The organism is Exiguobacterium sp. U13-1, assembly GCF_001750115.1.
In the GTDB taxonomy this organism is placed as follows: Bacteria; Bacillota; Bacilli; order Exiguobacteriales; family Exiguobacteriaceae; genus Exiguobacterium_A; species Exiguobacterium_A acetylicum.
Window position 1 is genome coordinate 1,242,892 of record NZ_CP015731.1, and the last position, 15,196, is coordinate 1,258,087.

13 protein-coding genes are annotated in these 15,196 nt (G+C 45.0%); 4 read left to right on the forward strand and 9 right to left on the reverse strand.

Going from position 1 to position 15,196, the window contains the following annotated elements; all coding sequences use genetic code 11:
• Positions 1-346: 346 nt before the first annotated feature.
• The 7 genes from ESP131_RS06340 to ESP131_RS06370 all read right to left on the reverse strand — a co-directional run bounded on the left by ESP131_RS06340 (position 347) and on the right by ESP131_RS06370 (position 7,047).
• The gene (locus ESP131_RS06340) at positions 347-1,819 is read right to left on the reverse strand and encodes a phytoene desaturase family protein (protein ID WP_047396282.1); all 1,473 of its coding nucleotides are present in this window, start codon (positions 1,817-1,819) and stop codon (positions 347-349) included.
• 15 nt (positions 1,820-1,834) lie between these two features.
• Positions 1,835-2,911: a glycosyltransferase family 2 protein gene (locus tag ESP131_RS06345; protein ID WP_047396286.1), complete on the reverse strand. Its 1,077-nt coding sequence runs from the start codon at positions 2,909-2,911 to the stop codon at positions 1,835-1,837.
• Positions 2,908-3,609: a lysophospholipid acyltransferase family protein gene (locus ESP131_RS06350; RefSeq protein ID WP_029340975.1), complete on the reverse strand. Its 702-nt coding sequence runs from the start codon at positions 3,607-3,609 to the stop codon at positions 2,908-2,910. Before ESP131_RS06350 ends, ESP131_RS06345 begins: the two co-directional genes overlap by 4 nt.
• Positions 3,578-4,333, reverse strand: coding sequence for a carotenoid biosynthesis protein (locus tag ESP131_RS06355; RefSeq protein WP_047396289.1), 756 nt, complete (start codon positions 4,331-4,333; stop codon positions 3,578-3,580). Before ESP131_RS06355 ends, ESP131_RS06350 begins: the two co-directional genes overlap by 32 nt.
• A gap of 136 nt (positions 4,334-4,469) precedes the next feature.
• The gene (gene pssA, locus ESP131_RS06360) at positions 4,470-5,177 is read right to left on the reverse strand and encodes a CDP-diacylglycerol--serine O-phosphatidyltransferase (protein WP_023467401.1); all 708 of its coding nucleotides are present in this window, start codon (positions 5,175-5,177) and stop codon (positions 4,470-4,472) included.
• Positions 5,178-5,237: 60 nt separating this feature from the next.
• Entirely contained in the window at positions 5,238-5,705 is a 468-nt protein-coding gene (locus tag ESP131_RS06365; RefSeq protein ID WP_047396293.1) for an aminoacyl-tRNA deacylase, read from the reverse strand.
• Positions 5,665-7,047 carry an MATE family efflux transporter gene (locus ESP131_RS06370; protein WP_029340978.1) on the reverse strand — a complete coding sequence of 461 codons (1,383 nt, stop codon included), beginning with the start codon at positions 7,045-7,047 and terminating at the stop codon, positions 5,665-5,667. The genes ESP131_RS06365 and ESP131_RS06370 overlap by 41 nt, the downstream gene beginning before the upstream one ends.
• Before the next feature lie 194 nt (positions 7,048-7,241).
• Between ESP131_RS06370 and ESP131_RS06375 the strand changes: the two genes are divergently transcribed.
• The gene (locus ESP131_RS06375; RefSeq protein ID WP_029340979.1) at positions 7,242-8,015 is read left to right on the forward strand and encodes an enoyl-CoA hydratase/isomerase family protein; all 774 of its coding nucleotides are present in this window, start codon (positions 7,242-7,244) and stop codon (positions 8,013-8,015) included.
• A gap of 57 nt (positions 8,016-8,072) precedes the next feature.
• On the opposite strand, the gene ESP131_RS06380 is transcribed toward ESP131_RS06375, so the two are convergent.
• Both ESP131_RS06380 and ESP131_RS06385 read right to left on the reverse strand, forming a co-directional pair.
• Positions 8,073-9,224, reverse strand: a complete 1,152-nt coding sequence (locus ESP131_RS06380) for a cation:proton antiporter (RefSeq protein ID WP_047396296.1) — start codon at positions 9,222-9,224, stop codon at positions 8,073-8,075.
• Between the two features lie 143 nt (positions 9,225-9,367).
• On the reverse strand, positions 9,368-11,155 hold the full coding sequence (locus tag ESP131_RS06385) for a glycoside hydrolase family 13 protein (RefSeq protein WP_047396299.1): 1,788 nt from the start codon (positions 11,153-11,155) through the stop codon (positions 9,368-9,370).
• A gap of 455 nt (positions 11,156-11,610) precedes the next feature.
• Between ESP131_RS06385 and ESP131_RS06390 the strand changes: the two genes are divergently transcribed.
• The 3 genes from ESP131_RS06390 (at position 11,611) to ESP131_RS06400 (ending at position 15,184) form a co-directional block, all read left to right on the forward strand.
• On the forward strand, positions 11,611-12,867 hold the full coding sequence (locus ESP131_RS06390; RefSeq protein ID WP_193749045.1) for an extracellular solute-binding protein: 1,257 nt from the start codon (positions 11,611-11,613) through the stop codon (positions 12,865-12,867).
• 126 nt (positions 12,868-12,993) lie between these two features.
• Positions 12,994-14,349, forward strand: a complete 1,356-nt coding sequence (locus tag ESP131_RS06395) for a carbohydrate ABC transporter permease (RefSeq protein ID WP_023467408.1) — start codon at positions 12,994-12,996, stop codon at positions 14,347-14,349.
• A 1-nt stretch (position 14,350) separates the two neighbouring features.
• The gene (locus ESP131_RS06400; RefSeq protein ID WP_035409327.1) at positions 14,351-15,184 is read left to right on the forward strand and encodes a sugar ABC transporter permease; all 834 of its coding nucleotides are present in this window, start codon (positions 14,351-14,353) and stop codon (positions 15,182-15,184) included.
• Positions 15,185-15,196 lie beyond the last annotated feature (12 nt).

Below are 15,196 nucleotides of genomic sequence, written 5' to 3' on the forward strand. Positions count from 1 at the left end.
TTACTTCTACACCAGAGCGAACATCTGGACTACGAGATAGGTCTGTTTCGACCACGGGGATGGTCTTTTCTTTATCGAGCTATCTGTGGACCATTCGGATGAGACGATCTAAGGGGGAACGTCGTAAGTCATGCGAATGGACACACGATGAGTCACGTGATGAAATGGGTGGGTCCCATTTGATTTCGCTGGTTAGAAAAAGTAAGTTCTTCAACGCTCTTGACTCGGGGAAGTCACCTTGCGCTTGATTGAGGATGTGGGGTCAATCACTACCTCTTGAACTCGAAGTAATCGTATCAAATCTTAGTTGTCCGTACAAGTGATTGATATGCAATTCACATAACGTTCACAGGGTAGCGGCGACAGCAGAGACGATTCGTTCACTTGCTAGTTTTCCTGAAAGCGTCACCATTGGACTACCGCCACCAGGATGCGTTGATCCACCGGCAAAAAACAAATTGTGAACATTCTTTGAACGGTTGCTCGGACGGAGGAAAGACGACCGGATGCCATTGGATGACAAGCCATATAACGAGCCGTGATAAGCAAAGAAGGTTTGTTCGATATCCTGTGGTGTGATCCGTTGTTCGAAGACGACATCAGATGAAATATCAATTCCAAATGACTGCAATCGTTGATTGATCAGTTGATCATACGTATCAAAATCAATCGCATGTCCAGTATCCGTTGCGGGTGCATTGACGAGCACGAATAAGTTGTCACCCGCTTGTCCCATTTCTGGTGCTGTGACGGAAGAATTCGAGATATAGATCGTCGGCTCCTCAGCGTAACGTTTTTCATCAAAGAGTGCCTTGAACTCAGCTTCGTAATCCGAAGAGAAGAAGACGTTATGATGAGCTAGTCCTTCGATCCGACGTGAGAGACCGATACATCGGACGTAGGCAGAAATTGATGGTTCGACTTGAGCAGGTGTCGGATTTTTAAAATCAGGTCGTGCCGTTTCTGAGATCAGGCGTGGATATTGTGTCAATAAATCGCCGTTCATGACGACGAAGTCGACCGGTAGATATTCCAAATGATTCAATTCGATTTCCGTTGCTTGTCCATCTACGACTTCGATCTGTGTCACCTCATCGCCAAGACGGAAGACGACACCTAGTTCTTTTGCACGTCGAGCGAATCCTTCTGCGATTGCTGTATTGCCGCCATTCGTGAAGTAGACGCCGTCATTTAGTTCTAAATGAGCGATGAGACTGAAGGTAGCGGGTGTTTGATAAGGACTACTCCCGATATAGGTCGCATAACGATCGAGTGCCTGAATCAACCCTTTATCCTTAAAGTAGTGCTTATGCAGCCCATGAAGGTTTTGGAAGGGATGCACTTTCAACATGTCTCGCCAGAGGGAAGGGCGGATGAATGAATCTATATTCGTAAAGAATTGTTGTTTTGCAATCGTATGCAACTTCGCCACTTCTTCTTGATAACCTGTAATATCGTTTTTTGCCAACTGACCGTTCGTGAAACGATCTACTTCTGTCCGCATCGCTTCACGTCCAGACGAGAACGTTAAGGTGCGTCCGTCAGAAAAGTGATTGACCGTGTGACGCTCAAGTTTCGTGAATGTAAAGTATTCATCAGGATCCGCACCAGATTCAAGAATGACAGATTGAAAAACTTCCGGCATCGTGATCGTGTTCGGACCAAAGTCGAAGCGATGTCCTTCTGTGATGATCGGCATCATTTTGCCACCGATATGTGTATTGCGCTCGATGACCGTGACACGAAATCCTTTTGCAGCTAATGAGATGGCAGCGCTTAGTCCTCCAAGACCAGCTCCGATGACAGCTATATGTTTCATGATACTGATTCCTCCTTATGAATAGGTCCTACCCTTCCATGTGATTTCCCGTTTCCTAAAGCTTCGAATCATCGCACTTGCTAGCAAGATGACATAAAAGAATACAGCTAGTGGATGGAGCCACCAAACATGTCGGATTCGTGCCGCACGATCAATCCGGAATCGTGCTAAGTAAAGAAGAATCAGTGCACCACCCATCTGCCAGGATGGGTGAAGGATGAGATAAGGTAGGACACTTGCTTGAACCAAGTAAAAGAGTAGAAAGTATGATCCGACAACATAAGAATCGTTCATCCCACGAAAGACATTCTTTAGAAAACCTTGCCAGACCTCTTCATTCGTGGCGTACATATCACAAGAGACTGCTGGAGCGACTTCGACGAGCGTCGTCGTCCATCCGTATTTTTTAAATGTGCGACAAAGTTCTAAATCGTCAACGAGAGCCGATTGAATACTTTCATGTCCACCGACTTGATCATACGCACGTCGTTCGACGAGAACGACCATTCCGTTGGCTGCAGCAAACGCTGGATGCTTCACCTTGCGAAAAGGAATCGGAAGATGTTGTGCAATAAGAACATGTTGCATTGGAATCAAACACTTTCCAAGAAACGTCGGTACAGGAAAGGACGGGAAACCGGAAAGGAAAACGGCTCGTTCTGTTCGTAACGTTCCGTATAAGCGACAAATTGCATCAGGTGTCAGTGTCACATCAGCGTCGAGAAATAACAAGTAGTCCTCTGTCGTTCGTTTCGCGAGTTGATGACACGCATGGACCTTTCCTGCCCAGCCTGTTGGTAAGGGAAGACCATCAATCACTGTAAAACGGTCGTCTTGACCAATCCGATCGAGCAATAACTCGCGCGTCCGATCGGTCGAGCGGTCTTCATATAAGTAAACGTGCATCCCAGGTGTCAGAGCATGTTCTAGTGCGTCTAATAATTTTCGTACATTACGCTCCTCATTACGTAAAGGGATGCAGATTGCTAGACTATCTGGTTGAACGGGATCCGTTAATCGTGGTAAAAAAGCTAAATTGATCCATGTATAGAGACAGACAGCTAGAGCGAAGAAGAGAAAGAACCAACTCATGACCGAAATGCCCGTAACCAGCGCTCCGTTCGCGCAGGAAGTGGTTCCCTTCGTGTAGAGATACAACGATATAAATCAATACGTTCCGCAATTGCATCTGCTCGAATGTCGTCGTATAAGGCGGTTAGTTCTGCCGTCAGTCGTTTTGCCTGGGCACTTGAACGTTCCTCAGGTAATGGATGAAAGCGACGCGTCCGGATATAGATGTCCGGTTGCTGTTCATGGCCATATGAATAATAAAAGGCGACGAGAGACACGTGATCCGTATGACGCGTCAAATGTGTGGCACCACTTGCTAAGCGAAGCGGACGGTCCTCTTGATGACGTTCCTCGCCTTGAGGAAACATCCAGACGCTGCTGCCATTTTGAAGTCGTTCTTTGGCATAATGAAGACTTGTCTTGATATCCGCGAATGATGTCCGATCAACAGAGAAAGCTCCAAGACGAGAGAAGAACGGGAAGCGAGCAAGCCCTGCTTGGTCAATCATGACGTAAGGATCGTGATGGAAACAGGTCTGATCCAAATGAAAAAGAATCATACCATCCCACCAAGAACTGTGCGTAGCAAGCATGAGACCAGGGACAGGTAGATCGTCTGCTCGATATAAGACACGGTGGAAATGACGTCGGATCAAAGCATGATCAACATACGTATGAAATACGGATTCAGCTAATTTGCTTTTGTTTGCTTCTTTCAACGATAACCCCTCGTTTCACAATGAAATAGACGATGAATGCACTTAAGCTGACCAAAGTGACGCCATAGAGACCAGCAACTCCTGCTGTTACACCGAATAAAGTGTGCAACATCAAAAAGAGATACTGATTGTTTTGTTCGAGTGCGGCATCCGTCGCTTTGACTTGATAGCGATTGATGAAAAAGGAAAAGACGAGCGCCGTTCCATACCAGCCGAAGAAGTTCTGTGTCGGAATATCGTAATACCAGCCACCGTCTTGCCAAAGCCAATACGATTTCACGTTAGCAGCAACAGGATCAATCGCTAAATCGAGCCAGACGGCAAACAATGGAACGAGGATCAATGTACTATAGCGAAACGAAAACAAACGGGAGAAAGCGAGACTCGCCCCCATGACCGACAGCCATGCAGCCCCGATCGTAATCGGCACACCTAATAATTGAACACCGAAATCCGACTCATAACGATATGTTCCAAACGGCCAACCGGTATGGACCCCAATCGACTCGATGATGATCGAACCAAAGAAGATGAAGGGGATGACAAGACGACCCTTCGGTAAGATATGCCAAAAATAGAGTGCTGCGTATAAGCCGGAAGCGAATAAAAAGACGGCATTGGCCCACTCGAGCCAAGGGGGGAGTAACGAAAAACCAACTAAGATCAAGCCGATGGTGAACCAAATTGAAAAGAAAATCCAAAGACGTTTATGAAACTGCTCCATGCGTGACATTCCTCCATTTCCAAAATAGCTTCTGTCATAAGTATACCCATATATCTTGAAAACGAGCGAGGGAGAAGCGGTCCTATAAAAAAAGTGGTCCGGCTTCTCGCAAGAGAAACCGGACCACTTCCTACCATCATCCGTTTGAATGTTGCTTTTGCTTCTTCTTTTTGATGAACGAGAAAAGGAGAAACGCGATATACAACGGAACAGCAACGAACCAAAACGTCGACCATTCATTGCTACGAGCAATCATGACATACGTCACGTATAGCAATGTAAAGGTGATGACGAACGTATGGCGCGGAACGGGAATGTCTTTAAAACTTGGAATCTTGACACGACTGACCATCAAGAAGGCAAGACCTGTGAAGACAAGTGGAACCATCAAGTCGTTCATTCGTCCACTAAACAACGTAACAACGGCCAAAATACCACCTGCCGCCGTAATCGGTACACCTGAAAAATAAGCAGATGCCACATTCGTTGCCGATAAATTAAACCGGGCAAGACGGAATGCGCCGAACAACGGGAACAGAGCAGAAATTAGTAAACCAACTTCTCCGAATTCATAGAAATACGTATAGTAGGCCATCATTGCAGGTGCGACACCGAATGTCACGATATCTGCTAATGAGTCCAGTTCTTTTCCGAAGTCGCCTGCTACACCAAGCATCCGAGCAAGACGTCCGTCCAGACTATCAAGCATCATCGCGATGACGATTAGTAAGGTGGCATTTTGAAAATCACCTTTTGCCGCCATGACGATGGCTAAAAAACCACAATACAGATTTCCGAACGTAAATAGGTTGGGTATTGAATTACGAACACGATCTTTCCACAAAATGATTCCTCCTGCCACTTAATCGATACTACTCATCATACCATAATTAGGAGATGGAATTCAGCCGTTCGTAAAGAGAATCCCCTGAGTGAAAGATAAAAAATCATGAGGATTCAACCGAACTTGATGTCCACGTTTTCCGGCGGATACGATGATGAATGGTTCATGGATAGCACGATCCGATAAAAGAACCGGAAAGTTCTTCTTAGCACCGATGGCAGAGACACCACCTCGAATATAGCCAGTCAGGTCTTCTAACTCCTTCATCGGAACAAGCGCGACTTTTTTCGAATGCAATGCTTTAGCTGCTGCCTTAAGAGAGAGTTCTTCTTCCCCCGAAATGACGACAAAGACATATTTATTTTCGACCATTTTCAAAACAAGGGTTTTAAAAATGGTCGAAAGGGGGTAATTAATCTTTCTACCGACGGCTTCAGCAGATAAATCATCAAGATCAACAGGATAAGTGAGGGATTCGAAGTCAATCTTAGACTGCTTCAGAAGCCTCTCGACGTTCGTTTTGCTCATGTGTTTCTCCTTTGACGAGTGAGTATTGGACCCATTTCCGTCCGTGCCAACGTTTCATGGCGAAAATGCCACGGAACCATTCGTCAGCAGAGAAGGCAATCCAGATTCCAAGTAAACCAAGACCGAAACCAAGACCAAGTGTATAACTGAGGACGACCGCAATTCCCCACATCGATAGAATACCGATGGCGACAGGGAAACGGACATCTCCTGCCGATTTAAGAGTTCCCATGAGTACGATGTTCATCGCGCGACCTGGTTCAAGAATGACGCTTGCCCAGAGTAGTGGGATACCGATTGCAATGATTTCAGGACTCGATGTGAACACTGATAGAATCGATGAACCGAATGAAGCGAGAGCGACAGCTGAGATGAAGCTTGCGAAGACGGCAATTTTCAATGTTTTCACAGCACGTCCATATGCTTGTTCAAATTGTTGAGCGCCAACTTGGCGTGCGACGAGAAGTTGCGTCCCTTGCGCGATCGCAAGTGTAAATAGGAAACAAAGCATTGTGATGTTCGATACATACACACGAGCGGACAATGCTGCTTCACCAATCGTTGCGATGAATCCTGTGATGATGAGTTGTGAAAATTGATATGAGATTCCTTCACCGGCAGATGGGATTCCGATGTTCATGATCCGTTTCACATCTTCCCGGTCGAAATGAATCAAGTCTTTTACTTTAAAACGTAATGAGAGTTTCCGGTAAACGACGAAGAATAAGACAAGGACAGCGATTGTCCGAGCGATGACGATCGACCAGGCGACACCGGCAACACCGAGAACGGGAATGCCGAAGAGTCCAAGAACAGCGATGACGTTACCAAAAGCACTAACGAAATTCATGAGTAGCGTGACATACATAGCATTTTTCGTGAATCCATGACTCCGGAGAATCGCACCGAGTGTCAGAGAGATGGCTTCTAAGAAAAGGAATAGACCAACGATCTTAATGAACGTTTCGCCATAGACGAGCGTCTCTCCTTCTAATGAGAAAAATCCAAGGAGTTGTCTTCCGAACAATACGACGGTCAGAGAAACGATGAGACCGGTATACAAGTTAATCGCAAAAGCAGAACGAGCAGTTTGACGAGCGTTTTGTGTTTTTCTTGCACCGAGGTACTGACCAATGATGATCGTTGCACCGACCGAGGTAATGTTAAAGAGAATAATGAAGATGTTCAAAATTTGATTGGATACACCGACTGCCGCAGCAGCGCTATCTGAGTAATAACTTAAAATCAACGTTGCAATGATCCCAAGGCTCATATGCAATGCAATCTCGATGAATAATGGCCACGTGATGTGGAATAAGCTTGGTTGCTTGACTGTTTTCATAAAATAAATCCCCTTTGTTTCATAAAACGAATAGTGTTTCTTTATCTTTTTGAAACTATACGCCTTCGATTTTCATAATGAAAGAGGGTTTTTTGTGTTTCATTAAAAAAAAAGAGATTTAAAAGGATTTTCATAAAATATCACGAATACATCATAATGAACAATCATTCATTTTTAAAAGGTAGGGGAATCCGATGAAACGAGAAATGAATTATGCCGTCAAGGATCAGGTTGCGACGTTAACCCTTGCTCGACCGAAACAACTGAATGCATTAACTTCGAATTTATTGGAGGAGTTAGCAGACGCTCTAGAAGAAGCGAATCAGGATGAGGAAGTACGTGTCATCGTCTTGACAGGCGAGGGACGTGGGTTTTGTGCAGGTCAAGACTTGAAAACTGTCTCACCTGAGCTCGATCATGGTGAATATTTACAACAGTATTATCATCCTGTCGTTCGTGCACTCGCTAAATCGAAGAAACCGACGATTGCTGCCATCAATGGTGTAGCGGCAGGGGCTGGGTTATCACTCACGCTCGCTTGTGATTTTCGACTAGTCGACAAGGAAGCGAAATTATCGCTTGGGTTCATTAATATCGGACTTGTCCCAGATGCGGGTGCTCCGTATTTCTTGCCTCGGCTAATTGGTGCAGCAAAAGCAACAGAGCTTGCGTTACTCGGTGACACGATTTCAGCAGACGAAGCTGTTTCGCTCAACCTTGCGACACGAAGCATCGAATCAGAGCAATTTGTAGAAGAGGTCACAGCGTTTGCTCGTCAACTGGCGGATCGTCCGACGAAAGTAATCGGATATATCAAGCAGCTACAGGCAGCGAGTTATGAAAATAACTTGGAGGAAATGCTTGCTCAAGAAATCATCTACCAGTCACGCGCTGGGAAAACGGAAGACCATCTTCATGCTGTTGAATCCTTCATCGAAAAAAAACGCCCTGTTTTTGTCGGACGATGAATCGAAGACATATATAGAAGAAAGACGTCGGAATCGCACGATGCGCCGACGTCTTTTTCACTTCAATTTCTTTTTGATTTTTCGTGCGGTCGCATGTGTACGATCCGTTAAGGCAGTAGAGATACGGAACAATAGGATTCCAAGAAAAGCGGAAACAAAAATATAAATTCCGGTCAACGTCACGAATGCGCCACTAGCGAGCGTGATGAATAGAATCGAAAATTCACCGCGTGGTCCAAGACAAAAGCCTGATTCGATCGCATGATAATTGGATAGACCGAACGATTTTCCACCGAGATAACCGACTAAGAATTTCGAGACGACTCCCCAAATGACAAGAGCGAAGAAAAATAGATCAATGGGTAACCCCTCAGTCAACTCGAACGACATTCCGAACGTGATAAAGAACAAGGGTAATAATAAGTCTTGGAACGGAGTGACTAGCCGTTTAAGATAACGCGTCTCATCCAGTTCGGTTAACAGAATACCGATGATGAAGGCACCGAGTACTTCGGATAGACCAAATAAGATTCCAATTCCAGAAAACAATAAGATTAAGCCGATGATCCCGATTCCAGCATCCGGGTGTCGATAGAGGGAATCGACTAACCGTCCACGTCTTCGAATAAACAACGTCATGATCATCAGAGCAATGAAGAAGAAGGCGAACCCGAGAAAGATGATGCTGATTTTGGCAACCGAGAACGTCTCAGTCCCTAAAACGAACGGAGCCGTCGTCAGTAAGATTGGTGCCATCAAATCTTCGAAGACGAGTAAGGACAGCACGAAGCGATTCACGTCTTGGTGTTTATCTGGTTCACGGTCGAGTAGCCGAGCAGAAATCGAAGAACTCGTCGCATACAAGACACAGCCGATCAAAAACGATTCGGCGACTGAAAAGCCAAACGATAGGGTCAACAGGATTGTTCCACCGAACGAAAGTAGAATATCGATGACTCCTGCTTTCCAAATGGAACGGAGCTGAATCAGCAAGTCCGCCACTGAAAATTTTAGACCGAGTAAAAAGAATAAGACGATGATGCCCGCTTCTCCTCCGAGTTTCAGCTCTTCGGGAGGGTCGTAATAGAAGCCAAGGACGATTCCGATCAAGATGAAGGCCAGAATACTTGGGACGTGGAATCGTTCACTCAAGTAACTGATCGTAAACAAGCCGATGAGGATGAGACCGGCGTAAAAGAAAATTTCCATGGAGGATATCCTCCTTTCTGTACCCTATACCCTAATTCGCAAGCATTCATTAACTCGTTTCTATCCTGGAGAACGGATACAGAAGAAAAAAGCCTGGACACAAAACTTCTTTATAGAAGGTAAGTGTCCAGGCTTTTAGATGGTTATAAGACTTGAACGATCGTTCCCGAATACGCAGGGAGAGAGACATCAAGCGTCTGCTGGTGCGTGTTCGTCAATAAATCAAGCCCCCGACCAGCTTGTGGAGCGGTCAACGAAACAGAAACATCTGAGTTGTTGAAATAGATATAATACAATCCTTCCGGACTCATGCGACGCATGATGATCGTATTTGTCTCATCATTCGCGTGAACGAAAGAGATATGTCCTTTGTTCGCAAGTGTCTTATGTTGTTTTCGAAGCTGCAACAAGTGTCGCGTATAGGCGAATAACTCCTGATCCTGCTCCTCTGGATCCCACGGCATACATTTCCGGCAGCCTGGATCTTGATCCCCATCAAGACCGATTTCATCTCCATAATAAATGACAGGACTGCCCGAGAACGTCAGCATCGAAAGTAACAAGAGACGTAACTTACTCTTATTATTCCCTGCACGCGTCAATGCACGCGGTGTATCGTGAGAACCGATCAAATTAAAGGTTACTTCATTGACATTCATCGTGTTTGAGAACAATACATGCGACATATCGTTCGCATACGAAGTTGCTTTAGTCTTATCTAAGGCAAAGAAGTTCAAGGCGGCATTCGTAAATGGATAGTTCATGACGGCGTCAAACTGGTCACCGAGCAACCATTCCTGTGAGTCATGCCAAATTTCACCAAGGATATACGTGTCAGGGTTGACCTCCTTGACGACTTGACGGAAATCACGCCAAAATGCGTGATCGACTTCGTTGGCGACGTCGAGTCGCCAGCCATCGATTCCGAATTCTTCGACCCAGTAACGAGCGACGTGGAGCAAGTAAGACTTTACTTCATCATTCTCGGTATTGAATTTCGGCATCTCAGGTACGAAAGCAAACGTATCGTAGTTCGGCAATGGTTCTGTCACGAGCGGGAAATCACGCAGGTGGAACCACTCTTTATAGGTGGAGTGACTACCATGTTCACGGATGTCAGCGAATGCTTTATGGTGGAAGCCGGCATGATTGAAAACGGCATCTAACATGATGCGAATCCCGTGTGCGTGTAACAGATCGACCATTTCCTTGAATTTCTCTTTCGTACCGAATTGTGGATCAATTTCTAAGTAATCGATTGTGTCATATTTATGATTCGATTTCGCCAAGAAGATCGGGCAGAAGTAAATACCAGTGATACCAAGTTCAACGAGATAATCGATGTGGTCGATGACTCCTTGGAAATCTCCACCGAAAAGATTCGTCGTTGTCGGTGCTGTACTATTCCATGGAAGTGTACCAGCTGGATCATTCGTCGCATCGCCGTTTGCAAAGCGATCTGGGAAGATTTGATACCAAACTGTATCCTGGACCCAATCTGGTGCAGTGAATACGTCGACTGCATTAAGGAAAGGAACACAGAAATAGTAGCCTGTATCATCGAGCGGTTTTTCATCGAACCAGCCACGTTCCGTGAATACATGACTTGTTGCACCGTCATGGAGACGGAAACCATATCGTAGACGACGGAAGGGAGGAACAACATCGATGAACCAGTAATCGTATAACTCATCTGATCCACTTCGCTTCATCGGTGTTTCAAATGTATTCCAGTAGTTTGATTTTGAGGGATCGAAGTTCCAATCGGCAGCATCTGGGTTTTCAGTATGCCAATCGTATGGGTCGCCCCAAATCAGATCGACGCGATCAACGTCATTTTTTTTCGTTTGTAAACGGATGTGGATTGTTCGCTCATCGTACTTATAGACGAATGGAGACATCGCACGGTGGAACACAGCTTCTTTGAACATGGCAGTCACTCCTTAACGCAATCGCTTGCATCGTATTGATTATGTCTTCGACCTAAGAATAGTAAAGCGCTTTCTTAAAGTCAATTGCAATCCCGTGAAATCAAGGATTCCTGATAAAAGTCGAGAGTCTAATGCAATCGTTTGCATCATATTGTGCAAAATATAAAAATGAAAACGTTTTCTTTTTTACTGCTTCTCTGAACTGGTATTTGATTCAAATAATGAAAATAGAAATAAAAAGTTTTTGAAATGTAAGAAAATAATTGAATAAAAGGACTTGTCAAAAGGATTTTAGATTGTATAATAAAAATGTAAAGGTGATGCAAACGTTTTCATAAAACACTTACAACCACTCGGTTGTTATCATGAGAAAATGGTTGTGCCTTTATGCAAACGTTGTGCATTAAAACTTATCATTCATAAGTTAACTTGGGGAGGAAATTTCAATCATGGAAATGAAAAAATTCGTAGCAGGTCTTTCTGTATCTGTCATGGCAATCGGTGCTCTTGCAGCATGTGGCGGTGGATCGGATTCTGAATCATCATCTTCAGATTCAGGCAGTAAAAAACCAAGCAAGATCGTCATCTGGGAAGACACTGAAAAAGCTGAAACAACTAAAGCTGCAGCTAAAGCGTTCGAAGAAAAAGAAGGCGTCAAAGTTGAAGTTAAAGAAGTCAAGATGACGGATCAACAGAAGAAAGTAGCACTTGACGGACCAGCAGGTAAAGGACCGGACATCATGCTTCTTCCACACGACCAAATCGGTACAGTCGTTGACCAAGGTTTGATCGCGGAACTCAAGGATGGCGAAAAAGCACTTGAGCCATTCATCGATACAGCGAAATCGGCAGTAACGTTTGATGGTAAAGTCTACGGATATCCGAAAGCAGTTGAAACACCAATCCTCCTTTTCAATAAAGATGAATTAAAAGAAGCACCAGCTTCAATGGATGATCTATACAAGATCTCAACAGAGCAAAAGAAAGACGGGAAATACGGATTCCTCGCGCTTTGGGATAACTTCTACTTCGCACACGGTCCAATCGGTGGATACGGTGGTTATGTCTTCAAAGACAACGGCGGCAAATTGGATCCAGCAGATATCGGCTTGAACAACGAAGGTGCTGTCGAAGGTATGGATTACATCGGCAAGTGGTACAAAGAAGGTCTCTTCCCGAAAGGTCTCATCGGTGGTGGCGGTGGTCAAGCACTTGATCAACTCTTCGGTGATAAAAAAGCTGTTGCTGTCATGAACGGTCCATGGGCAGTTGCGAGCTATAAAGAAAAAGGCATCAATCTTGGAGCTTCAGCACTTCCGAAACTTCCAAACGGTGAGCCAATCAAAACATTCGTTGGTGTAAAAACATACGCGATTTCAGCATACTCGGAAAATGCAGAGTGGGCTGAGAAGTTCTTGGCATCACTCACAGGTGAAGAAAACGCTAAAGCAATGTTCGAAAAATACAATGAGATCCCACCAGTCACTGCTCTTCAAGAAGATGCAGCAATCAAGGATAACGAAGTCGCAGCAGCAGTCTTCGCACAATCACAAAACGGTGTGCCAATGCCAAACATCGCTGAGATGGGTCAAGTTTGGGAACCAATGGCAGCAGCACTTCAGCTTGTTGCAACAAACAAACAAGATGCACAAAAATCAGCTGATGATGCTGTCAAACAAATTAAGCAACAAATCGAAGCAAACAATCAATAAGCGTAAATGGAACGCGTGAATCCATGAAAAAGAGATAAAGAGAGGGGGATCTTGGATTCCCCCTCATCTTTATGGTTGGAAGAGAAGCCTGAGGTCAGACATGACCTTTGGAAAGGAGAACGGACGATGGCTGCGATTGCAACACCACACCCGACGAATCCAACGCCTGAAAAAAAGACGAACCACCGCACGATTGCGGCGCTGATGTCGATCATTCCAGGAGTAGGACAACTATATAATAAACAATTCCTTAAAGGCGCGACATTTTTTGTCGTCGTACTATCATATTTTCTCGTCAACTTTGAACTGTTCTTTAAAGGAGCAGGAAATGGTCCTGGCGATCGCGGAGCGATCTGGGGCTTGATTACACTCGGTGAGGTACCAGGCGTAAGAGGGGATCACTCGATCTTTCTGATGGTCGAGGGCATCATTGCCTTGATTTTACTTGTCTTTGGTATCGCCATTTACGTCTGGAACTTTATCGATGCGTATCGAATCGGTAAGTTACGTGACATGAACCTTGAAGTGCCATCTTTGAAGATGCAACTACGGAACTTCCGCGATAACGGGTTCCCGTACGCGATGTTGATTCCTTCATTAGTACTTCTGGTGTTCACGGTCGTCTTACCGTTGATCTTTACTTTCTTGATTGCCTTTACGAACTACAAATTCAACAACTCGCCTCCAGCGAAGTTAGTTGACTGGATCGGTATCCAAAACTTCTTGAATATCTTCACGGTCGATATTTTCCGTGATACATTCGTCAGCGTTCTCGGCTGGACGCTTGTCTGGACCGTCGCTTCGACGACGGGTGTCATCGCGATCGGTATCGGACTTGCAGTCTTGCTGAACCAAAAAGGACTCAAAGGAAAACGATTCTTCCGTTCCATCTTGATCCTGTCATGGGCAGTACCAGCCTTCATTACGATCTTGATCTTCCGCTCGATGTTCAATGAGACATTCGGTGTTTTCAATACGACGTTATTACCAGCGATTGGTCTTACTGACGGTGTCGACTGGATGACAGATCCGACGTATACGAAGCTTGCCTTGATCGGGATCCAGTGGTGGTTAGGTTTCCCATACATCATGACACTGACGACGGGGATCTTGCAGTCGATACCAGAAGATCTTTATGAGGCAGCGACAATTGATGGAGCGACAGCAGGTGAGAAATTCCGCTTGATTACGTTGCCGATGATTCTTTTCGCAACAGCACCAATTTTAATCACGCAGTATACGTTTAACTTTAATAACTTCAACATCATTTATCTCTTCAACAACGGTGGACCGGCAGTACCGGGTCAATCGGCTGGTGGAACGGATATCTTGATTTCGTGGATTTACAAATTATCACTAGGCGCGAACCCACAGTATGGATTTGCAGCAGCGATCACGCTTGTGTTGTCGTTCTTCATCATGACGATTGCCGTCATTCAGTTCAAGCGTTCAAAATCATTCAAAGATGAGGATATGATCTAATATGAGAAAACAAAACCGAATCAATATGGCGTTGTCATATCTCATTTTGACGATCGCCTCCATCATTATCGTCTATCCACTCCTTTGGGTCGTTGGTACTTCACTCAACCCAGGGAAAAGCATTACATCGGATATCTTCCCAAGTAATCCGACCTTGATCCACTACTTTGATTTGTTTGATCCAGCAAAAACGGATTATGGCATGTGGTATCTAAACACAATCAAGATTGCCGTCATCACGATGGTCGTCTCAGTCGCTCTAATCACGTTAACAGGATACATTTTTTCGCGCTATCGCTTCGTCGGTCGGAAAAATTCACTCATCTTGTTCCTCGTGTTGCAGATGGTACCGCAATTCGTTGCCATTATTGCGATTTATGTCTTGCTTAATATGTTAGAATTGTTTGATACGCATCTGGCGCTCATCCTCCTCTATTCGGGTGGTGCGATTCCAATGAATACGTATCTTGCAAAAGGATATTTCGATACGATTCCAAAAGAACTCGATGAGGCGGCACGAATGGATGGTGCCGGTCACTTACGAATCTTCTGGCAAATCATCTTACCGCTTGCAAAACCGATGGTCGCCGTCATCGCGTTGTTCAACTTCATGGCACCATTCAACGACTTCATTTTAGCATCGCTCGTCCTGCGTTCTCCTGAGAAACAGACACTTGCGGTCGGGTTGTACAACATGGTGTCGGAGCAGTTCGACAATAACTTCACGTTATTTGCGGCAGGTGCCGTATTATCAGCAGTTCCAATCGTTCTTCTCTTCTTCGCATTCCAGCGCTTCTTCGTGTCTGGATTGACGGCTGGTGGAACAAAAGGATAATCATAAGGGGGA

Excerpts from the sequence above, each read along its gene's own strand:
- ESP131_RS06340 (WP_047396282.1), bottom strand. The coding sequence starts at position 1,819 with ATGAAACATATAGCTGTCATCGGAGCTGGTCTTGGAGGACTAAGCGCT.
- ESP131_RS06345 (WP_047396286.1), bottom strand. The coding sequence starts at position 2,911 with ATGAGTTGGTTCTTTCTCTTCTTCGCTCTAGCTGTCTGTCTCTATACA.
- ESP131_RS06355 (WP_047396289.1), bottom strand. The coding sequence starts at position 4,333 with ATGGAGCAGTTTCATAAACGTCTTTGGATTTTCTTTTCAATTTGGTTC.
- ESP131_RS06365 (WP_047396293.1), bottom strand. The coding sequence starts at position 5,705 with ATGAGCAAAACGAACGTCGAGAGGCTTCTGAAGCAGTCTAAGATTGAC.
- ESP131_RS06370 (WP_029340978.1), bottom strand. The coding sequence starts at position 7,047 with ATGAAAACAGTCAAGCAACCAAGCTTATTCCACATCACGTGGCCATTA.
- ESP131_RS06375 (WP_029340979.1), top strand. The coding sequence starts at position 7,242 with ATGAAACGAGAAATGAATTATGCCGTCAAGGATCAGGTTGCGACGTTA.
- ESP131_RS06380 (WP_047396296.1), bottom strand. The coding sequence starts at position 9,224 with ATGGAAATTTTCTTTTACGCCGGTCTCATCCTCATCGGCTTGTTTACG.
- ESP131_RS06385 (WP_047396299.1), bottom strand. The coding sequence starts at position 11,155 with ATGTTCAAAGAAGCTGTGTTCCACCGTGCGATGTCTCCATTCGTCTAT.
- ESP131_RS06390 (WP_193749045.1), top strand. The coding sequence starts at position 11,611 with ATGAAAAAATTCGTAGCAGGTCTTTCTGTATCTGTCATGGCAATCGGT.
- ESP131_RS06395 (WP_023467408.1), top strand. The coding sequence starts at position 12,994 with ATGGCTGCGATTGCAACACCACACCCGACGAATCCAACGCCTGAAAAA.
- ESP131_RS06400 (WP_035409327.1), top strand. The coding sequence starts at position 14,351 with ATGAGAAAACAAAACCGAATCAATATGGCGTTGTCATATCTCATTTTG.